At 39.9% G+C, this 20,964-nt stretch carries 16 protein-coding genes; 8 read left to right on the forward strand and 8 right to left on the reverse strand.

The genetic code is table 11. The features are described from left to right. Positions 1 to 48 precede the first annotated feature (48 nt). The 5 genes from V7K46_RS10160 to V7K46_RS10180 all read left to right on the forward strand — a co-directional run bounded on the left by V7K46_RS10160 (position 49) and on the right by V7K46_RS10180 (position 4,446). A complete protein-coding gene (locus V7K46_RS10160; RefSeq protein WP_442939824.1) occupies positions 49 to 297 on the forward strand; it encodes a hypothetical protein in 249 nt (82 codons plus the stop codon). A gap of 176 nt (positions 298 to 473) precedes the next feature. Then, a complete protein-coding gene (locus tag V7K46_RS10165) occupies positions 474 to 1,010 on the forward strand; it encodes a type IV pilin-like G/H family protein (protein WP_335112651.1) in 537 nt (178 codons plus the stop codon). 202 nt (positions 1,011 to 1,212) lie between these two features. Next, positions 1,213 to 3,384, forward strand: a complete 2,172-nt coding sequence (locus V7K46_RS10170) for an O-linked N-acetylglucosamine transferase, SPINDLY family protein (RefSeq protein WP_335112653.1) — start codon at positions 1,213 to 1,215, stop codon at positions 3,382 to 3,384. 319 nt (positions 3,385 to 3,703) lie between these two features. Then, positions 3,704 to 4,123 carry a XisH family protein gene (locus V7K46_RS10175; RefSeq protein WP_335112655.1) on the forward strand — a complete coding sequence of 140 codons (420 nt, stop codon included), beginning with the start codon at positions 3,704 to 3,706 and terminating at the stop codon, positions 4,121 to 4,123. Further along, positions 4,111 to 4,446 carry a XisI protein gene (locus tag V7K46_RS10180; RefSeq protein ID WP_335112657.1) on the forward strand — a complete coding sequence of 112 codons (336 nt, stop codon included), beginning with the start codon at positions 4,111 to 4,113 and terminating at the stop codon, positions 4,444 to 4,446. Before V7K46_RS10175 ends, V7K46_RS10180 begins: the two co-directional genes overlap by 13 nt. Positions 4,447 to 4,703: 257 nt before the next feature. On the opposite strand, the gene V7K46_RS10185 is transcribed toward V7K46_RS10180, so the two are convergent. The 3 genes from V7K46_RS10185 to V7K46_RS10195 all read right to left on the reverse strand — a co-directional run bounded on the left by V7K46_RS10185 (position 4,704) and on the right by V7K46_RS10195 (position 10,331). Further along, complete coding sequence (locus V7K46_RS10185; RefSeq protein WP_335112659.1) at positions 4,704 to 6,368, reverse strand: O-linked N-acetylglucosamine transferase, SPINDLY family protein; 1,665 nt, start codon at positions 6,366 to 6,368, stop codon at positions 4,704 to 4,706. Next, positions 6,365 to 9,754 (reverse strand): glycosyltransferase, encoded by a 3,390-nt coding sequence (locus V7K46_RS10190; RefSeq protein ID WP_335112661.1) that lies wholly within the window; start codon positions 9,752 to 9,754, stop codon positions 6,365 to 6,367. The genes V7K46_RS10185 and V7K46_RS10190 overlap by 4 nt, the downstream gene beginning before the upstream one ends. Positions 9,755 to 9,929: 175 nt before the next feature. Further along, on the reverse strand, positions 9,930 to 10,331 hold the full coding sequence (locus V7K46_RS10195; protein WP_335112663.1) for a tetratricopeptide repeat protein: 402 nt from the start codon (positions 10,329 to 10,331) through the stop codon (positions 9,930 to 9,932). An 891-nt stretch (positions 10,332 to 11,222) separates the two neighbouring features. Between V7K46_RS10195 and V7K46_RS10200 the strand changes: the two genes are divergently transcribed. Further along, positions 11,223 to 11,441, forward strand: coding sequence for a DUF4327 family protein (locus tag V7K46_RS10200; RefSeq protein ID WP_012407469.1), 219 nt, complete (start codon positions 11,223 to 11,225; stop codon positions 11,439 to 11,441). Between the two features lie 315 nt (positions 11,442 to 11,756). Here the strand turns inward: V7K46_RS10200 and V7K46_RS10205 are convergent, their stop codons facing one another. The 4 genes from V7K46_RS10205 to V7K46_RS10220 all read right to left on the reverse strand — a co-directional run bounded on the left by V7K46_RS10205 (position 11,757) and on the right by V7K46_RS10220 (position 17,799). Beyond that, positions 11,757 to 13,034 carry a protein kinase domain-containing protein gene (locus V7K46_RS10205; protein ID WP_335112665.1) on the reverse strand — a complete coding sequence of 426 codons (1,278 nt, stop codon included), beginning with the start codon at positions 13,032 to 13,034 and terminating at the stop codon, positions 11,757 to 11,759. A gap of 133 nt (positions 13,035 to 13,167) precedes the next feature. Next, complete coding sequence (locus V7K46_RS10210; RefSeq protein WP_335112667.1) at positions 13,168 to 15,168, reverse strand: serine/threonine phosphatase; 2,001 nt, start codon at positions 15,166 to 15,168, stop codon at positions 13,168 to 13,170. Between the two features lie 570 nt (positions 15,169 to 15,738). Then, on the reverse strand, positions 15,739 to 16,545 hold the full coding sequence (locus tag V7K46_RS10215) for a basic amino acid ABC transporter substrate-binding protein (protein ID WP_335112669.1): 807 nt from the start codon (positions 16,543 to 16,545) through the stop codon (positions 15,739 to 15,741). Positions 16,546 to 16,563: 18 nt separating this feature from the next. Beyond that, positions 16,564 to 17,799 (reverse strand): multidrug effflux MFS transporter, encoded by a 1,236-nt coding sequence (locus V7K46_RS10220; RefSeq protein WP_335112671.1) that lies wholly within the window; start codon positions 17,797 to 17,799, stop codon positions 16,564 to 16,566. A gap of 317 nt (positions 17,800 to 18,116) precedes the next feature. Here V7K46_RS10220 and V7K46_RS10225 point away from each other — a divergent pair, with 317 nt between their 5' ends. Both V7K46_RS10225 and V7K46_RS10230 read left to right on the forward strand, forming a co-directional pair. Then, positions 18,117 to 18,365, forward strand: coding sequence for a hypothetical protein (locus V7K46_RS10225; protein ID WP_335112673.1), 249 nt, complete (start codon positions 18,117 to 18,119; stop codon positions 18,363 to 18,365). Positions 18,366 to 18,760: 395 nt separating this feature from the next. Next, positions 18,761 to 19,963: an aminotransferase-like domain-containing protein gene (locus V7K46_RS10230; RefSeq protein ID WP_335112675.1), complete on the forward strand. Its 1,203-nt coding sequence runs from the start codon at positions 18,761 to 18,763 to the stop codon at positions 19,961 to 19,963. Between the two features lie 224 nt (positions 19,964 to 20,187). On the opposite strand, the gene V7K46_RS10235 is transcribed toward V7K46_RS10230, so the two are convergent. Beyond that, complete coding sequence (locus V7K46_RS10235) at positions 20,188 to 20,808, reverse strand: J domain-containing protein (protein WP_335112677.1); 621 nt, start codon at positions 20,806 to 20,808, stop codon at positions 20,188 to 20,190. Positions 20,809 to 20,964 lie beyond the last annotated feature (156 nt).

Below are 20,964 nucleotides of genomic sequence, written 5' to 3' on the forward strand. Positions count from 1 at the left end.
TATATGAACTCATAACGACTACGTTTAATATAGCATAACAAACTGCGATTGGCTACGCCAAATGGTAAGCGATCGGAAAATGCCTACGGTACTATGCGGTCCGAGGAAATTGGCGGTCTAATTACCTTCTTGAAGAACTGGGTAATGTCGCGCAAGCTAGGACATATATTTGGTTTTAGCGCCGACTTTATCCTGCCGAGTATAGAAGAGGACGACTCGGAAAAAAGAAACCTGCGATCGCCTGATGTGTCTTTTGTTCGCGCTGACCTGAATAAAGCACTCTTACAAATGAAATAGAGAATCTAGCCCTTGGTCTACACCAGGGGCTTATTAATGTTTGTGCCATTTGGGATGTAAGGATTGTGTAACCGCATCTCGCCAAACTTTTTTTCTTAAGGTGATAGGAAAGCGATCGCAGGTGGGTAAGTTACATCTAGAACACCCAAGCACTTACTACCCCCTGGAAAACACTTATGAAAACCGAATTAAAAGCCAAATTTCTTCAACACATCCTTGCCAAGAAAAACGGAGATGAGGGTTTTACACTCATTGAATTACTAGTAGTAATTATTATCATCGGTATTTTGTCAGCTATTGCGCTACCCTCTTTTTTAAACCAAGCCAACAAAGCTAAACAGTCCGAAGCTAAAACCTATGTAGGTTCTTTGAATAAAGGTCAACAAGCTTTCTTTACAGAAAGAGGTTCCTTTGGGGCTCTTGCTGATTTAGGAGTTGGTATTAAATCACAAACTGTTAACTATACATATTCGAGTGTTGCTCAAAGTGGTACCGGCACAGCCGCGACTGCATACTCCAGCTCTTCTTTAACAGGAACTAGTAACGTAATTAGAAACTATAGCGGTAAAGTTTCCCTACTTACAGAAGGATCAAGCAGTGATGCAACTAGTATTGCCATTCTTTGTGAAACTACTACTGTTGCTGGAGCCGCTCTAGAACCCACTGATGGTCGAACCTGTGCTAGTGGTTCTACCGCGGTAGGTAGTAGATAAGTAATTAAGCAATCAAATAATCAGGAATGAGGATTGCATAAAAACCTAAAAGTTGAATTGAGAAAGTTAAAGCTGCTAATTTAAATCAACTTTAAAAGAGGTTAACGTATAATATCTTCATTCTCACCCAAAAAAAGTAGAGAAGTTCTATAGAACTTCTCTACAATAGTTGTTATTCATTATTCACTTTTATTACTATCAAATGCTACAAGATACACAACCAAAAGATTATGCTCAGGCTATTCAATATTATGAAAATGCTATTGAAACAAAACCTGATGTTAAATCTCATTATTGGCATTTAGGATTATATTTTTTACTGCAAGGTAAAGAGCAAGAAGCACAATTAACTTGGTTAATGGGTGTTGGAGAGGTAAATGAGGAAGAAAATCAAGATTCCATAGCAGAATTAAGTCAAGTTTTATTTCAAGAAATTCAGAAACAACTAAAATCAGAAAACTATCAACAAGCATGGATTATTAGTCAGCATTTGCGAGAAGTTAATCCCTACCATATTAATAATTTACTATTAAATTTATATTTATCACTCCAAATAGAGTTATTAGATCAAGAATATTTTGATCAGCTAAATCTGACTCATGTGCTACAAAAAATAGATATATCACCGGATATAGAAGTTTTTTCACAAGTGCTTTATAAACTTATAGAGTATCCTTCATTTCATAGTTTAACTTTAGAGTTTTCTAAAACTATTCTGGCATCGTTAAAAAATCTCAATGATTTTAACTATGTGATGGCATCTGTATCAGTAAAGTTAGAATATACTTTCAGAAATTCCCATTTTGCTGCTCAGTTATTGGAAACTTATATAGATTTAGATCCTGATGATCGAGAGCTTCTAATTCGTTTAGCTTTCTGTTATCAAGTTACAGGTCAGCATTTTAAGGGTATTAATACAGCTAAAAAACTACTATCTTCATCTGAGAATTTAGCTGATAAAGTTTTTTATAATCATTTATTAATTAGAGGGTTATTAATATCAGCAGGAGCTTGGGAAGAAGCTTGTTTAGCAATAGAAGAGCAAAAAACTTTAATACTATCTCTGATAAAAGAATCTTTAAGAATACCGGAAAATGGTGTAATTCTGAGGATTTACACTTCTATGTATTTCTTTCCATGTATAGTAGATACTCCTCAAATCATCAGACCAATACAAAATAAACTAATGGATTTATGTTTGAAAAATTTTGAGCTTAACCTTGGAGAAAAAATTAATCAGTATCGTTATCAAGAAATTTATCCAAAAACAAGTAAAAAAATTCTAAAGATAGGTTATCTTTCCCATTGCTTAGGACAACATTCTGTAGGTTGGATTTCTCGTTGGTTATTTAAATATCATAATCAAGATAACTTTAAAATTTATTCATACATTATTAATTCTCGTGTAAGTGATAGCTTACAGCAATTTTTTATTGAATCTTCTCATCAAGCTCATAGTATTAAATTAACAGATAGTATATTGCAATTAGCTGAACAAATTCGTAAAGATGAAATTGATATATTAGTTGATTTAGATAGTATTACTATCGATTTGGTTTGTGAAGTACTTGTCGTAAAACCTGCCCCTATTCAAGTTACTTGGTTGGGCTGGGATGCTTCTGGTTTACCCTCTATTGATTACTTTATTGCAGATCCCTACGTATTACCAGAAGAAAGTCAAACCTATTACAGCGAAAAAATTTGGCGATTACCAGAAACTTATGTTGCTGTAGATGGTTTTGAAGTTCAAACTCCGACATTAAGACGAGAACAAATTGATATTCCTGCGGATGGAATTATATATTTTGTTGGACAAAAGGACTATAAGCGTCATTTAGAAAATACTAAATTACAATTAAGAATAATAAAGCAAGTTCCTAATAGTTATTTATTAGTAAAAGGTTTTAGTGATTTAGCAGCTTGCCAAAAATTTTATGAAACCTTAGCTATAGAAGAAGGAGTAGATACTAGACAGTTGCGCTTTATCGGTCAAGATCCTAGTGAGCTAATTCATAGAGCAAATTTAGCGATCGCTGATATAGTTTTAGATACCTATCCTTATAATGGTGCAACTACTACTTTAGAGACGTTATGGCTTGGTATTCCTTTAGTGACAAGGGTAGGGCAACAATTTGCTGCTCGCAATAGTTATACCATGATGATTAATGCGGGAATTACAGAGGGCATTGCTTGGACAGATGAAGAGTATGTAGACTGGGGAGTGCGCTTGGGTAAAGATGAGAAACTCAGACAGGAAGTTTCTTGGAAATTAAGACAAGGAAGAAAAAATGCACCTTTATGGAATGCGGAAAAATTTACCCGTGATATGGAGCAAGCTTATCAACAGATGTGGCAAAGGTATGTTGATAGTTAATTGGCTCGTAGTGAGCGCTTGAGCGCTCAAAATAACCTCTTATAGGAATTTCCAGGTAAATGAACCACAGATTATCGTAACTTTAAGGAAGCCTATATCTCAATACGCTTGGTGTTAGTGATATTCAGTTTTCAGAGATCCCCCCAACCCCCCTAAAAAAGCTTGCTCATATCCCTCTTTTACCCCTTTTTAAGGGGGTCGCCGGAGGCGGAGGGATCTTAACCCAAGCGTAGTGGCGTATATCTATGAGATGCTTACCTATGTTGCATGGCGGGCTTAAGAGGTAATATAAAAATAAGAAATACAATTGTGGATAAGTATGTCTGCTAAAGATGTCTTTCATGAAGTTGTCAAAAAAGCTTTGCAGAAGGATGGTTGGCAGATTACTCATGACCCCCTCTCAATTAGCGTGGGTGGTGTGAATGTCTCTATTGATTTAGCTGCTGAAAAACTCATTGCGGCAGAACGAGAAGGAGAAAAAATTGCTGTTGAAGTTAAAAGTTTTTTGGAGAAATCATCTGCAATCTCAGAATTTCATACAGCATTGGGACAGTTTATCAACTATAGAGGCGCATTAAGGCGACGACAGCCAGAGCGTGTTTTGTTTTTAGCAGTACCTTTGACAACTTATAAAACATTTTTTCAACTTGATTTCCCCCAAGCCATGATTGAAGAGAATCAAGTCAAAATGATTATTTATGATGTAGAGCAAGAGGTGATTGTCAAATGGATAAACTAGCCCAGTATCGCCAGTTTGTACAGCAAATATTACAGGAGTATAGTGAGCAAAAACCCGCTGACGGTAATATAGACGTTGAGAATATTTTTGATATAGAACGTGACCATTACCAAGTAGTCCATGTAGGTTGGGAGGGGCAAGACTGGATACATAGTTGCATCATCCATATTGATATTAAAGGTGAAAAAATTTGGCTTCAGTGGAATGGTACAGAAGATGATATTGCAGTAAATTTGGTTACTATGGGAGTTCCTAAAGAGGACATTGTGTTAGGGTTTCAGTCTCCTTTCATGAGGAAGTTTACAGAATATGCAGTCGGTTAGGGCATTTATTGAAAAGCACTTTTAGAAAATGTTTACAAAGTTTTAAAGTATACTAAAAAACCCCTCTCCAAACCTCTCCGCGAAACGGAGAGAGGCTTTGAATCTTACTCCCCTTCCCTTGTAGGGAAGGGGCTGGGGGTTAGGTCTGTATTGGACTCAACCCAGAAGCGCTATAGACAAAACAACCCAAGCACAAATTCTTAAGTTTGTAGTCAGGACTTTAGTTCTTCTCCTCTTTAATTACAAATTTAAGCACTTCAGTGCTTAGTACAAACTTGTTTATAGAAGGCTTCTAAACCTACGACACAGGTTTTATCATCAAAGAGATGATCGTGATTTTGGTTCATTCTTTCCGCAATAGTGCCTCGCCAAGCCGGTTCTAGTCCTAATTTGACAGCAATTTCGATGTATTCTGCTTCATTTTCAGCTTTGGTATCTGTCACTCCTAGCATTTTCAGGAAGCTGTCAGAATGACGACCCCGCATAAATTCTCCGGGACAGGTGACAATGGGGAGATTACAAGCGATCGCTTCTAAGGTAGTATTACCACCAGACCAGGTGAATGTATCTAAATAAACGTCTGAAAGTAAGTTAATCATTAGATAGTCTAGTCGCTCTGGAATACTGATAAATACACAGTAATCCTCGCTGTTCAAACCGATAGCAGCAAAAGCACGTTTGAGACGCGGCTGAAGTAAACCACCACGCAGAAACACAAATTTAGCTTGCGGAATACGATGAGCAATTTCTGGAAAAATAAAATCATATTGCGGTAAATATTTAAAAGGAGCTTGGCAGCATAAATAGATGACTGCATTATCTGATAGCCCAAAATCTGAGCGAGTTTTGATGACTGGCGGAATATATGGTTTAGGGTAAGAAACGCCAATATTTGGTAAGCGAATTAATTTTTCTGAATAATGGTCTTGGGCATTTTCTGGTTCCATTAACTCGCTAGATAAAAAGTAATCAATTGTGGGTAAGCCAGTTGTCACCGGATGTCCCCAAGCCGTACATTGTACAGGCGCAAGCCGCAGACCTGCCATTTGCATAGTTTGCGGATTCATCCCAATTTCAGGAAAAACTAAAATGTGCAGCTTATCAGCAATTATCTGTTCACAGGCTGCTGATAAATTATCAGGAATATGCTGGAAAACATCACTGTACTCTTGAAACTGTTGGGTAATTGGATCTGGCTCATTTCCTATGTAGTAACAATAGATTTCAAAGCTTGAGCGATCGCAGTAACGTAACCACCCAGTTAACCAAAGCGTTCCACTATAAGAATGCAGGTAATGGGAAACGTAACCAATCCGAATTTTGTTATTAATCTGAAGCTTAGGCATAGATAAAGGAACGATCCATTGTGGATAGTTAGCTGCCATAACTTCATGTACTAGCTTTCCGTATTGGCGTTGCAAATCTATATCATTTTGTGCTTGATATGATAGGTAAAAATTTGTGAGGCGACCTATACCTGCTAAAGCACTATGTTGCTCTTCTGTAGTTTTAATAGATGTTTGCTCAATTAAATCTCGCAATCCTTGAGTGTAGCGTTGACGATAAAAGTTAATTTCCCCCTGATTCTCATATATTAATGGAACTGTTAAATATTTAAGAATTTTAAAAGTGTAATCATCAGGTAACGATTTAGCAGCATTATCTGAACATAAAATTGCTTCTTGAATACGTCCATTCTGGCGCAAATCGATGATTAATGAAAAATGTAGTCTTCCATCTGTAGGGTAAAGTTTAATTCCTTGCTGAAGAGTACTAAAATATTCATTTAGCCAATTTAACTGTCTATAGCAATAGCTTAAATTCCAATAAATTTCTGCATCACCTGATTGGCATTCAAGGAGTTTTTGATATTGCGCGATCGCTTCTTGCCATCTTCCCTCAAAAAATAATTTATTGCTCAAGCAAAAAAAAACTGTTTAGCTTGTGCTTCTTGAAAAATTTCTATTTCGTAAGATGTGAGAGTTTCTGCTTTTGCTTGACTCAGCGCGTTTTTATCTTCGTATTCCAAAACAATTCTTGCATGTATACGAGGTAGCAAAGCTTCCCACTGAATATCAGCCAAGTTTTCCACTAAAGAAATTTCTAATCTTTCGGTAACATCTAAATCTTCTTGTACCAAAAGATTCATAACCACACTAGATAAAAATAGTTCAGCATCCTCAACATCAAGATTTCCAGTGTTAATAAGTAGAGTAGTTTTTTTCCTATCCATATGAGTTGCTACCGTCTTCATCACTCGTTCCAATTCTAAACCGACTAACTCTTCTGGTTGCGACCAATCGGGGAAAATAATTAAATTAATCTCATTAATGTTTAAAGACAGAAGAGTAGCATCAATCATGGCAGAACTTACGGTTTGCGCCATTTTTGTCCATGAGAACTTTTTCGCCTGTGCCAAACCCGCAGTAATTAAAAAGTGACGAATACTAGGCTTTTGCACCTCACAGAGCGCATTTGCTAGCGCATTTACATCATCATCTTGAACATAAATAGCTGCGTCTCCTGCTACTTCTGGGATTGAAGAATTAGGACAGGTAATAACCGGACAACCACAAGCCATTGCTTCTAATATAGGCATTCCAAAACCTTCATATTTAGAAGGATAAACTAACGCCACAGCACCAGAATAAGCTAAGACTAATTCTTCATCACTAAGTTGGAGAAGATGTATAGTAATACCTAATGTATATGTTCTTAACTCTGGCGCTAACACTCCGCCAATACCAGTAAAAATAATATCAAATCCGTATCTACTGGCTAGTTTTGAGAAAGCTTGTAAGAAGAAAACACCATTCTTGTAACCAGATCCCGTGCCAACCAACAGGAAGTATGGTTTATCAATGCCATATTTATATTTAAAATCTTTAATTTCATCTACAGAAGCTGAAGAGAAAAGAGAATTTACTCCACAGTGAGCCACTGTAATTGATTCTAAGGGTATCTTAGGGAAACATTTACTTAAGTCTTTAGCTGTATTTTCAGAAATGGCAATAAAAGCAGAGGCATGTTTAATACTATTGTGCTTTTCACGCCACATAGGTTCATTTAAGTTTCCTCCTAATACTTCAGGAATCATGTCATATGCCAGAAATACGGAAAGGGTGTTAATGGGCGTGGTGTAATAGGAAGATATAAATAATTCCGCTTCTTCATCCTCACATATTTGTTGAAGCATCTGTTTATCAGCTTCGGTATTGTTATAGTCGTAGGCGGGAATTGTGAGATAACGAATACCATTAATTTTGGGTGCAGTATTGGCTCTATCTAAGACTAAAATATAATTAGCAAAATTACTATTTGCCCATTGTTCTAGCATACTTTGCCAAACTCTAGCAATTCCTGTTTTATAGAGTTGGAAAAAGACACCATCAATTAAAATATTACGATGAGGTAAAGTTTTTATTTTTTCTTTAGCTAACTTGTAAACTTTGATAATTTCTTGAATATATTTATCCCAACTAAATTTCTGAGCCTGCTGAAGAGATTTTTTAGCTAAATTTTCTCGATATTCAGGTTCGCAATATAGCTTAAATATGGTATCGTAAAGCCCTATTTCATCATTAGGAGCAAGCATAATTCCGGCATCTTCAACAACTTCAGGTAAGGAAGAAGTATTAGAGGTTATTACTGGAGTTCCACATTGCATTGCTTCTAATGGTGGTAAGCCAAAACCTTCATATAAAGATACATATATGAATGTTAATGCACCTGAATACAAAGGAGCTAAATCTTCATCGGGAACATAACCAGTAATAATAATTCGGTTTTTTAATTCTTTAACTTTATCTATTTCTGCAAAAATTTCTTCATATTGCCATCCTTTTGTACCTATCAACACTAGATTAAGATCATCAATATGCTGGCTTTTAATTAATCTAAAAAAAGAACGGATAACATGAGCTAGATTTTTCCTTGGCTCTAGGGTTGATAAAGTTAAAACATAAGGCTGCTCTGATATTTTATATTTTTGTTTTGTTTTGATAATTAATTCCTGATTATTGCAAGGATAAAATTTTTCTTTATCAGCAGCTAAATATGTAACAAATACTTGCTTTTCATTAAGATTTTGTTGATATGTACAAATATCTTGTTTTGTTGATTCAGAAATACAGCACACCAAATCATCTTTATCTATTTGAGTTATAGTATTTTTAACCATATGCTCTGAATTATGATTAAAATACTCTGGAAAAAGAATAGGAATTAAATCATAAACCGTGATAATTCTTGTAGCAAAGTAAATATTATTGGGCAAAGGATAATAAGTAGAGTGATAAATATCTATATTTTGATATTTCAGTTCTGACAAGTGAAATAAAGGAAGATTTTTATCTTCAATATTTTGATTTATATAAGTTTGACAAGCATCAAACAAATCAGGTATACTTGTACAAAAATAGATACAACAATCAGGGAACTTTATTAATCCTTTTAAAAGATGATCTGTTACTCTAAAAACTCCAGTTTTAGCAGTTTCTAATACAGTTCCTAAACCTAGTACTGAAATATCTAACGCTATTTTAATCTGCGTTCCCTTATTCACTAAAGATACTTTTTTTATTTTCTCAGGCTGACTGTGACACAAGTTCTTAAAAACATCAGGTGCTAGTTTTTTTTCTGTCAATAAATGTAAAGATATACCATTATTAGATGTATTACTAGAATAAAAGTTCAAATTGTACTTTTCTGCAATTATTAATAAAGAATTAACTGTATATATTGATACATGCTGCCCTTCTGAAGGTACATAGTACCACCATTCATTAGGTTTAGGATTATCTGTAGGCAAAATCTCTGTACTAAATAAAATGTTTCTAGAAAATCGCAAAATATTTTCTATCTCTTCAATAGGATTTATAAAATGCTCAAAAACTTCAAAAGCAGTTACTAATTCATAATAGTTATTTTTCTTTATTTCAAAACCTTTAGCAAAAAAATTATTACAGAATTGATCAAACCAATAAAAATCAAAACCTAATTCTCTCATTATACTAACGAACAGACCATAGCCGCCACCATAGTCTAAAAATTGAGCCTTATGATCAAAGAGATTAAAAATGATTTGAGATGCTTTTTGTGAACAATAATGATTGCGAAATACTAAACCAACATCGCTTTTTGCTATAGCATCATAATAAGCTTCCGCTAGCCAGTAAGGCTCTTCTGTTTGAACAAAACTACAATTAGGACATTGAAAATAATCAACTGTATATTTACTTAATAAAATACTTTGAGCAAAAAACCTTGAATTAGATTCACATATTTTACATTTAATTGAGATATCCATATTTGATTCCTCTGGTAACTTCTGCTAGCTAAATATTAATTGTTTTGGTTTTGCTATTTCTTCAAATTATTTAAAACAACTTTATAATCCTAACGAGTAGAATGCAAATTCACCAACTTCTCTATTAATGGGATTTAAGAGATAGTAAAGTTTCTACTGAAAAGAGTAAACAACTCTAATGGCGATCACCATTACCCTCTTGTTTTTTAATCTGCTCTAATACAACTTTGTAATCTTGCCGTTCGGGGTGCAACTTCACCAGCTTCTCTAATAGTTCCATCGCACCTTTAGCATCTTTCAATTGCAACCGCACCAAAGACAGTTTTTCTAAAGCAAGTTGGTTTTCTGGTTCCCGTTGTAAAATCAGATCGTAACCCCGCGCCTGTTGCTGTAATACTGACTCAGGAGAAGGAGACGCAATTGCTGGCTTAGGTTGACTCGCCTGTTGGATTGCTGGAATGACTGCAAATACCGTAGAACCAAAAAACGAGAACATCGACACTATCGTTACAATCTTTTGTCGCCGATCAATCTGCTTTTTGCGGGTGATTAGGTATTCTTCCCAGGAACCAGGCATGTATCAATTATTGCTGTGGTAAATAGTTAGGTGTCAGCAACCCTCCCGTTATCAGGTTACCCATCTGCCCAATAGAAACTAACATCTTGACTGGAAATTTTTTACACAAAATTCAAATGCTGACTCTGAAGACGAGGCAACTTTATGGTAAGCCCATACTGTAGCGACAATTTTGCCATGCGATCGCCCTGCTTCAAAGCAAAACCCTCTGCTGCGCCTAGACAGAGCCAACCCTCCAGGTCTTATGGGCAAAACATTACAATTATATAAAGATTTGCGATGATTTTGCCTAATGCCAGATGTTTACGATATTCTGAATAACGTTTAAATAGATAAAAACAGTAGACATTTCTACTCAATTGCAAATTTCCCTGTCAGTCAAAAACTTTCAAACTAGCCCGTGTCCTATAAGTTCTTCAACAAGCAAACATATTTTTCGTGATTCAAACAAATAGAATTTTCCTACTCGTCCTCAGTCACACTACTTAGTGCAACTTTCTAAAGGACTAATTATTATGCTCGGCGTCCACAAGATATCTCTTACAAAAGGTACTGTTGCACTCTAGTGGAGAAAGGATAAAGGTTAAGAGGAAAAAGAAGACGGGGAAAGTTTAAAGGGAAAAGGGGAAACAGAAACATCCTTTAGTCCTTTAACTTTGCCTGGTTTCTGCAAAAAGTTTAAGGACTGCTTGGTGAATTTAGAGTTTTGTGGTGGTAATTACCGTACAAAAGCGAATTTACCAGTAACTTAGTAGAGTTTATTATGGTATAGTTAGAAAGTTAAGACTAGCTTTACCAAATTACACCACTCTACGGGCCGGCAACAATTGCAGAATGGGAAGCAGTTTTGATTAAGCATTTACCAACAAATATCAGAATTCAATTGAGGTTATGACTCAGCAAGTGATTCACCCAATGGTGAAATTGCAGCGCAACGTGCAATCACTCATAGAATCGAACATTATCAAGCCAAGCGATAGCATCTGGAAAATCGCTTTGCTCTACGGCAATGAATGGCAGCACTGGAAACAGGAACTGCTTGACTTTGGCTTTAGTATGCAAGACCCAGTTAGTGAATTGCTAGCTGTAGAAACTTGGGATGAAGAATAGGTTATTGAGCATTAGGGATTGGGGACTAGTACCGCAAGGCGGAAGTTTGTCTACTAGACTTGAGGCAAAATCCCCTTGTTACAGCAGAATTCAAGTATTTGAACCACATCTGTCGTAAGGGCACAGCATTGCTGTGCCCCTACCGTGTGGTCTATTTACCTGAAAATAGCTGTAAGTTCCAAGTCTTGTTAATTGAGATGGTAGGTGGATTTACGCACCTGCTTTATTAGCGAAGAGGTGACAGGTGATAGGGAATAATTTGTACCCTGTAACCTGTACCCTATTCCCTTGTTCAGTTTCTAGTCCCCAGTACCTTTATTGGCAAGCAGCTAACGCCGCAGCTAACTCCTTTGCAGTTTGGTAGCGATCGCGTGGCAATGGTTCTGTAACGCGATCAATCACATTTCTTAATTGGGAACTAATGGTGGGAACCTTTGCGACATCAAACCTAAAGTTTCGCCCCTTTTGGCGGTAATACTTGAACGGGTTTTCGCTTGTGAGCAGAAAAATCAGCGTTGGCCCAATTGCATACAAATCAGATTGAGTTAAAGGTTGTCCTCGTTCTTGTTCAGGAGCGCAGTAACCTTCTGCACCAATCCGAGTACCGGGCGCTGTGCCAATTTCCTTAACTGCGCCAAAATCCAGCAATACTATGCGATTTAAATAACTTCGTACCATCAGGTTGGCAGGTTTAATATCGCGGTGAATAAGTGGAGGCTCTTGGCTATGAAGATAGTCTAAGATATCGCAGGTTTGGATCATCCAAGCGATCGCTTGGCTTGGCGTAACTGGCCCATTGGTAAAAATACGTTTCTCTAAATCTTGTCCGTGGATTAGTTCCATTGCCAAGTATTTTTTTCCGTCTTCTACAAAGAAGTCATAATACTTGGGAATTCCAGGATGGTTAAGGGATTTGAGAGTGTACGCCTCCCGCTCAAATAATTCTTGAGCTTTGGCAATTTTCACCATATCAGCATTCATTTGCTTCAACACCAGCAGTTGGGGGATACCCGCAAGACCAGCAGCATCCCAAGCGAGATAAGTAGTACCCATACCTCCTTGTCCGAGAGTTCGCAACACCTGATAATGGCGAATTTTCTGTTGCACTGAGAGAGGTTGACCGCAGTGGATACAAAACAGATTGTTTGGAGAATTGCCTTCGTGCGTGCAAGTAGAGGATGAATTTGCTCTAGCTTGGGCTGAATAGACTGTTGCAACGGCGTTTTCTTCTGTCGCTTGCATTTGTTGCGATCGCACACCAGTTTCCACTACTGTTACCTCCTGAATTTGGAATTGCAGTATTGGGCCTCCCTGTGCCAGTTGCAAAAGGGAATTATCTGGTAAGGAACTCTGAATTACAAGAACACCGTTGAGAAAAGTCCCATTTGTACCCTGACTAACCAGCCGCCAACCACCGCCATTGTCGGCAGAATCGACTTGTCTGAGTTCTAGATGATGCCGGGAAACTAAACTATCAGTTAAAACAACGTGATTATCTGCCGCTCGACCAATCCGAATTATGGAGGAGTTCTCAAAGCTCCACTGCTGGAGGGGCGTTTTCTGCTGCGGTTCTAACAGAGTCAGACTAACCACAATATAACCTACAAGTTAAGAGGGAGTGGGGAGTGGGGAGTAGGGAGTAGGGAGTAGGGATTAGGTATTAGGAAAATCATTTCTCAGTCCTGATTCCCCATTCCCAATTCCCCATTCCCCACTCCCCATTTTTTTAACTTTCCAGATTTGGGCGTACTTTTGCCCGAATAAGTATACCAGTAATGTTGTCATGACCATTCTGTTGATTCGCCAAATCAATTAAGTCTGTAACACCCTGTTCTAAGTTAACGCCAGAACTAAGTAAGGGTTCTAAGTGAGTCTGCCAATGGGTTTCTATTAAATCATTATCTGATAGACCGTCCGATGCCAACAGCAGAAGGGTATCTTCATTGATCTCGAAAAAGCCGACATCGGGATTAATCGAGTTTTCGTCACGGGGGCCCAAGGCTTGGGTGAGTTGGTAGGCATCGGGACGGGCGTAAGCTATGCTTGCTTCCACTCCTCGGGTTATTTCCCGTTGCCCAACTTCGTGATCTACTGTGACTTGTTCTAGTCGCCGCTTGCGCGTCAAGCGATAGAGACGGCTGTCTCCCACATGAGCAACTGCTGCTTCAGTATCTTGAATTAAGAGCATTACCAGAGTTGTACCCATGCGCCCCACTCCAGAACGGGCATCTTGTTGATTAAGCTTGTAAATCGCCTCATTAGCCAAAAACACTGCCTCACGAATGCTATCTTCTGTTGGCAGTTGGTTGGTAATCCAGTGTTCTTGAAAGTATTCCCGTAGGGTGTTGACTGCTAACTCACTGGCTATCTCGCCGCCAGCATGTCCACCCATACCATCACAGAGAATATACAAACCATGCCCTTCCAGAACTCGATTTTTAGGCAACTCCAACTTCTGAATTTTGGTTTCAATGCCAAAGTAGTCTTCATTATGATGGCGTTGACGCCCCACATCTGTGCGTCCTGCATCTTCTAAGCTACTTAACTGCATCGCCAGCACAACAGTTGGCATATCATCAGTTTTGCTAATGATATCTTCTGGCTCATCTGATTGCGGGATAGTGGGCACAGCAGTATTTTTCTCCTTTATTGGGGGCAAAGTTGCGGTTCCTAGTGCTTCCAGTTCAACAGAGATTTCCTGTAAACGCGATCGCAATTGTGCGATCGTGTGAATCTTACCTACATCTAAATCCCCCAACATCTGGACTACAGAGCCAAATTGAGTCCGTTGAGACTGCCTAAATAGCGCTTGCCAAACCCGCCCCAAAGCTTGGATAGTTAACGGCTCCTCTGGAATAGCAAATGTTTGGGCTTCGGCATCTTCTGGGGACTCGATAGCAGGCTGAGAACTTGATGATTCCACATATAACCTTTGTAGCGCCAGCGTTTGGTCTTCATCCAATCGCAAATTTGACAAATCTAAAAGGCTTTGACGACAATTCACTGGTTCCAATACTGCCCAAAGTTGGGTCATTTGATAACACCAGTGTAAAATTTTTAACGAACTCGTTGTTTCTTCTTGCCATCGGTCGAGTAAAGGCTGCCAATGTGAGCGGTCTTCAATTATTACTACCTGCATATCCCCCTGCTGCCATGCATCATGAATCGGCGGTATCTCCTGCTGACCTTGGGATTGTAAGGCAATATAAAGTTTAGCAAGGCGAGGAATTCCACTTGTTTCCACTGATGGCGTTAGCAAATCTGATTGCTGACTTGCTAGTATTGCCTCAATGGGTGATATTTGATACGGCTGGCAATCTAGAACTCTGACACCTACATCAGTCATGGTGGTAGTTTCGGTTTGTCCAGGTAGCATATATAACAATTGATAGCGCTCTTGGGAGTCTAAATAGGAGCCTAATGCAATCTGAAAACTAGGGGGTAGAGGAGATGAGGAGTATATTGCTCCCTCATCTCCCTCTACTCCCACATCTCTCTTTTCTCCCTGATTTTTCTCTACTCCCAAAGCTTCCCCATTTGTTTCCTTAGCAATAATTGCCCAAAACACTGTTCCACATTCTGTGCCACAGTTATGACAACGTAGTGCATTTATAGGTACATCAATACTGCATTCAGGACAGACCTTGTGGGTCAGGGACGTGCCACAGTTTTGACAGAATTTGTTGCTATTGGGGTTTTCAAATTTACACTGAGGGCAAATCAGCATAGTGGAAGTTCCTTAATTCCCGTTCCAAGGTGCTTCTAGCCACTAAGATCCAAGGTGCCACAATTGGCTATCCCTGACCACAGTAGACCTACAAGAGATTGTAGTTTATCAATGAATTTTGGTGGCAGTATTAATTGTGACGCATATTAGATAAATATTTAATATATTGGCAGCCAATTCCTAATAAATGGGTGAATAGGGAGTGGGGAGTAGTAGGGAAAGAAAAACTATTGATTATAGGACTTAGGCAAAAAACCTCTCAAACTCTTATTCCTCGGTGTCGCGCCAGTTGCTACAACGGGGGGAACCCCCCTTCGGGTGACGCTCGAAGACTCGCTAACGCTGCACTAACACCAGTCGCCTACGGCGGGAAACCCGCCTACAGCGCTGGATTCACCGCAACGCCCTGGCTTCTCTGCGTCCTCTGTGGTTCGATTTTCCGTTACCTGTGCGTAAGTCCTGGATTATTGACTTATGCCCAATGCCCCATACAACTCTTGGAGAGGCTACGCCCTAAGCGTAGCTATGCCACAGGCTTTACGACGCTGCTCAGTACAAGTGCCCTATGCCCTATGCCCCATGCCAAGAGTCTGCCAATTGTGGAGGTTCAGTGTTAAACCATTTTTGATAAATTTGTTTGTAAGTGCCATTGGATAACAAAGTCGTTATAGCTTTGTTAATTGCATCCAGATGGGGGGAGTCTTTAGGTGTAGCAATCCCGTAGTATTCTTGGGTGAGCAAATCGGCAACAACTCTGATGCCTTTGAGTTTGTCATTTTTAATCGCATACAAAGTTGCGAAAGCATCGCTAACCACAGCATCAACATTGCCATTGAGCAAGTCTTGGAAAAACTCTGAACCAGAATTAAAAGTACTAATTTTGGCATTGGGGATGGTTTTGGCAAAATCCGCCCCAGTTGAACCAATTTGTACAGCAATTTTTTTACCTTTGAGACTATTGAAGTCTTTAATATTTTGGTTGTCTTCGCGGACAGCGATCGCTAGTCCGGCTTTAAAATAAGGTCTGGAAAAAGCAATGGTTTTCAGGCGTTCGGCGGTAATCGTGATTCCACTAATTGCTGCATCGACTTTTTTAGCTTGCAAAGTCGAGATCATGCCATCAAAGGGCAGACTTTCAAACTGAACTGCAAAACCTGCTACTTTAGCGATCGCATTCATCAAATCAATATCAAAACCTTCCAAGTGACTACTAGCCGTTTGGATTTCAAAAGGGATAAAGGTGGGGTCTGTCGCCACCTTGAGAGGTTGAACACCTGGATTTGGATAAGAATTGTTACAGGCAATGAACAGTAGCAAACAGCCTAAGCTCAGAATTAGTTGCCGCCACTTAAAGTTAATCAAATTCCCTTTAGTCATTAGTCATTAGTCAAATACCTAATTTCTCGTTTCGTGTAGTGCTTGAGTCCGAGCAAAGCGACGCTCGGCAGGGCGTGCAAGTCCAAAATAAGCGGCGAAGGAGGCGATCGCAAACACTGCCATTAAACTAGACATGGCGATCGCTGTGCGCCCATCATAGAAGAAAGCAACTAGCCCACTCGCTAACGCCCCACATAACATTTGCAGAAATCCCACCGTGGCGGCTGCAACTCCAGCTATCTCTGGCAAAGGCTGAATGGCACCCTGGATTGCATTGGGGGAGATTATCCCCAGGCAGAAAGTGTTAAGTATTAGAAGAGGCATTAGCGTAGTAACTTGTGCAGCACCACTTACTGACAGCATCGCAAGGGCAACAGATGAGGCAACGGCACTCACCAGCCCAAAGGTGAGCAACCTTGACGGAGATACGCCACGCATACTCAGATGCCCATTCAGAAATGAGCCTACCATGATGCCAAAAGCGGTCGATGCAAAAAGCCAGCCGTAGGTTGTAGTCGGGACTTTAAATACATTAAGCAGCACGAGTGGCGATCCCGCAACATAGGTAAACATGCACCTAAAGCTTAGTGCATTGACGAGGGCGTAGCCAAGACAAATCCGATTGCTGAGAATGCGCCCATAATTTTTTATCAACCGACGTGGTTTAATCGCATCTAGATCATGGCTAGCTAGCGACTCACTTAGTCCAAGGGCAACAAACAGCAAGAGTAAGAACCCTCCTACAGCCAGTGTCCCATAGATAGTCCGCCAACCAGCGATTGCCAGCACCCAACTACCGATTGTAGGTGCAATCATCGGTGCTACGCCCATCACGAGATTGACATAGGAGAGTTGGGCGCGTGCTGCCGAACCATCAAATAGATCGCGGACAATCGCTAGTGTCATCACCATACCTGCACCAGCGCCGGCACCTTGAACTAAACGCCAAGCAATCAGAGTATTGATGGATGGTGCAGCAGCACAGCTTGCACCTGCTAGGGTAAAAAGTCCGCAGCCGATAAGCAAGATTGGTCTGCGTCCATAGCGATCCGAAAGCGGGCCGAAAATCAGCTGGGCAACAGCAAACCCAAGCATAAATAAGCTTAGGATTAGTCCAACAGATCCAGAAGATGCCCTGAAAGCTGCGCTGATTGTGGGAAAAGCTGGTAGCCCCATGTCAATTGATAGGGGCGGTAGGGCAGAGAGTGCCCCTAAAAGAAGCGTGAAGCTCAAGGTGTTGGGTCGAATTCGCATTATTTTAACTTGTAAGATTCACGGTTATCCAAGTAGGTTTCTTGATTTTTCTAGCTAAGTGTGAGATGTTCTTACTCATCTGATATTACGGCAAGTCGATAAAAATACCGTATTTAAATAACTTTAGGAAAATTTCCAGCTTCTAAACCCCAAGATAAAGCTTTAGTAGATTACAACAAATTATTAAAAAAATTTCAAAAGACTAAAAAACAAGAGTTTTAAATTCTGCTTTTGCCGACACCAGTTAAATATGCATTTTTTAGCTGCCAGATTGCTCTATATAAATTTTGGATTTTAATTCCCGGAAGGGTTGATTAATGTCACTTGCGTCAAGTTTGCAGCGATCGCTATATACATATGTACTACTTTCACCTCAGTTAATCTGCATGGATCAGCCAATGATGGGTCTTTCACCTTTGTATATCGAGCGTGTTTTAAAATTAATTCAGACGATTAATCAGCAGGGTGTGACTGTTTTTATGGTTGAACAGAATGCCAATTTAGTACTGCAAATTGCTCATTATGGTTATGTACTTCAAAATGGTCAAATTGTGCTGTCTGGGTGATCTAGCGAATTATTGAATAACCTGCAAATTCGTGACGCTTATTTGAGTTGTGAGACGGTTTCGCAAATATGATGTGGTTGAACTTTTCCTAAAAGCGATCACACCAATTCAACTTACAATGATTTTTTTATCTCACGGAGAGGAGCCAGTAAGTTGCGCGGGTTAAGAGCGTTGTAGCATCTGGTGTCGCGCTCCAGGCGCAAAGATAAGGTTATAAACACTCGATTAAAAAATTATTTAAAATTTTTAATTCTTAAACTATTGATGATAAATTAACCAAACTTTACTTATTCAAATCACGATATCATTGTTCGGATTTAGAATAAAGCTGACTATCAGTATTTCTTCCCTAAAATACTGATATACTCATAAACTTAGAAGACAACTCGCCCTTTATGGCTCCTACCACTTCTGCCTACCAAATTGCTGATTTGTTCGCCGAAAGAGCTAGAAACCTCGCACCACCAACTTACGGCACTGAGTTAACCAAAATTATTACTGTCAGCTTTGCCTACGGTTTAGCTGACCCAATTCTCTTTCCCCACGCCGACTTGGCTGCTGCAAGTGCGGCTGTGCTGGCAGAAGAAGCTCCGATCGCCCTCAATTACGGGCCACCTTCAGCTCAACTATATGAGCAAATTATCCTCCGCTTGCAGGCTAAAGGAATTACTGCTGATCGCGATCGCCTGGTCATTGGCTACGGTTCTGGTCAGATTCTCGGCTTGCTACCAGATGTGTTTGTCGAACCTGGTGATGTGGTAATTGTGGAAGGGCCGACCTTCCTGGGAGTGGTTAGCAGATTTGTCCACGCTGGCGCACACATAATTACCATTCCTGTGGATGAGTTGGGGATGGATGTGGACGCCCTAGAAGAAACTTTGAGCGACTTGAAGAAACAGGGCATCCGACCCCGATTTATTTACACCATCCCCACCTTTCACAATCCCACAGGCGCTACTATGCCCTTATTTCGCCGCCAAAAACTGGTAGCATTAGCGGCTGAGTATGGCGTCCTAGTGGTGGAAGACGATGCTTATAGCGATTTGCGGTTCCAAGGAGAAACTGTGCCCCCTCTGGCGACTCTTGACCAAGAGGGATGGGTATTATATGTGAGTACCTTCTCGAAAATTATTGCGCCTGGTATCCGCCTGGGCTGGGCTTGTGGTGATCCAGCGATTATTGAGCGGCTAGCAATGTTCAAAAGTGAGGGGCCTGTGGGGCCATTTGTCAGCCATGTGGTCGCCCGCTACTGTGCTACAGGCAAACTAGATAATCACATTCAACAGCTAATCGCCTGTTACAAGCATAAGTGCAATTTATTGTTAGAGGCGATCGCTCAAGAGTTTCCCAGTGATATAGTTGCTTTGCGACCAGGTGGGGGCTTTTTCGTTTGGTGTAAATTGCCGCCAGACATCAGCGCCAAAGCACTTCTAACAGCTGCCAATGAACACGGCATCAGCTTTCTGCCAGGGACTCGCTGTTACACCAATGGACAGGGAGATGATGCCATCAGGTTAGCTTTTAGCTTTCAGCCAACACAGAAGATTGTTGAGGGAATCGCTACATTAGGAGCAGTGTTGCGCGGATGGCAGCGATGATCGTGCCAATTTTAGATTTTGGGTCGCACCTTTGGTGCGCTGACAGCGCAACTTAGATTTTAGATTTTGAATTGAAGATATATTTACCTCGTTCCCAGTCTCAAACTGGGAATGCTCAATGGATGGCTCCCGCCTTCCGTCTGGGCGGCAGCAGCCCAATGAAGACCATTTCCTTCTTAGAAGTTGGAAAAGAGATTTTGATTTTCAATAAATTTTGTAAACTTTTAAAAAATTTGTTCTAAGCGTTGGAAATCGCGTTGCACTTCATCCCAGAGACTTTTATTATAGGGATCTGTCTTCAAAGCTTTTTTGAGATAAATTCTGGCTTTGAGCAACTGGTTTTCGGAAATCAGCGCCCGTCCCCAAATTTGATAAGCGATCGCTTGCCATTGACGGACTTCTGCATCTGTTGACAACCGATCTGCTAAAGCTTCTGCCAAGGCGATCGCTTGCGGAAATCGTCTTTCTTGCAAAAATCGCTGCAATTGCTCATAAGTTTTCCACTTCAGCCGTTCTTCTATTTCCAACAGATTCGGCGGCTTTGGTTTCGGTGCTTGTTGGCTTGTCACCGTTGCTACTGGTGTTTTCTGCCAATGCATTGCTTCGGTGTCATCATACACAGTTGACACCTGACTTGAATGTGCGGCAGTTTCTTCTGGCAATACTACCGTCAGCAAGAGTTTATAAGCCTCTGTCAAGGCAATAAACTTATCTTTGGCTTTGTTGTCATCTGGGTTCATATCGGGATGATATTGCTGCGCCAGTCGTCGGTAAGACGCTTTGATCTCAGCAAAAGAAGCTCCCGACCTTAAACCCAATAAACGGTAGCAATCTCCAAGATCCATCTTGAGCTATGAGCTATCGAATATCCAGCTAGAGGCTATCAGCTATCTGCTTTAAGCCTGAACTATTAATGATAAAGGCTAATTTTCTATTTTAAAGTTCAATGTTGACAGTTTGTTTAGGAAAGCGAGTGGAGAGTGGGGAATTAGGAGTTAGAA

Source organism: Nostoc sp. (genome assembly GCF_036917395.1).
Lineage (GTDB): Bacteria > Cyanobacteriota > Cyanobacteriia > Cyanobacteriales > Nostocaceae > Nostoc.

Excerpts from the sequence above, each read along its gene's own strand:
- V7K46_RS10230 (WP_335112675.1), top strand. The coding sequence starts at position 18,761 with ATGGCTCCTACCACTTCTGCCTACCAAATTGCTGATTTGTTCGCCGAA.
- V7K46_RS10165 (WP_335112651.1), top strand. The coding sequence starts at position 474 with ATGAAAACCGAATTAAAAGCCAAATTTCTTCAACACATCCTTGCCAAG.
- V7K46_RS10225 (WP_335112673.1), top strand. The coding sequence starts at position 18,117 with ATGTCACTTGCGTCAAGTTTGCAGCGATCGCTATATACATATGTACTA.
- V7K46_RS10200 (WP_012407469.1), top strand. The coding sequence starts at position 11,223 with ATGACTCAGCAAGTGATTCACCCAATGGTGAAATTGCAGCGCAACGTG.
- V7K46_RS10215 (WP_335112669.1), bottom strand. The coding sequence starts at position 16,545 with ATGACTAAAGGGAATTTGATTAACTTTAAGTGGCGGCAACTAATTCTG.
- V7K46_RS10220 (WP_335112671.1), bottom strand. The coding sequence starts at position 17,799 with ATGCGAATTCGACCCAACACCTTGAGCTTCACGCTTCTTTTAGGGGCA.
- V7K46_RS10235 (WP_335112677.1), bottom strand. The coding sequence starts at position 20,808 with ATGGATCTTGGAGATTGCTACCGTTTATTGGGTTTAAGGTCGGGAGCT.
- V7K46_RS10180 (WP_335112657.1), top strand. The coding sequence starts at position 4,111 with ATGGATAAACTAGCCCAGTATCGCCAGTTTGTACAGCAAATATTACAG.
- V7K46_RS10195 (WP_335112663.1), bottom strand. The coding sequence starts at position 10,331 with ATGCCTGGTTCCTGGGAAGAATACCTAATCACCCGCAAAAAGCAGATT.
- V7K46_RS10190 (WP_335112661.1), bottom strand. The coding sequence starts at position 9,754 with ATGGATATCTCAATTAAATGTAAAATATGTGAATCTAATTCAAGGTTT.
- V7K46_RS10210 (WP_335112667.1), bottom strand. The coding sequence starts at position 15,168 with ATGCTGATTTGCCCTCAGTGTAAATTTGAAAACCCCAATAGCAACAAA.
- V7K46_RS10175 (WP_335112655.1), top strand. The coding sequence starts at position 3,704 with ATGTCTGCTAAAGATGTCTTTCATGAAGTTGTCAAAAAAGCTTTGCAG.
- V7K46_RS10170 (WP_335112653.1), top strand. The coding sequence starts at position 1,213 with ATGCTACAAGATACACAACCAAAAGATTATGCTCAGGCTATTCAATAT.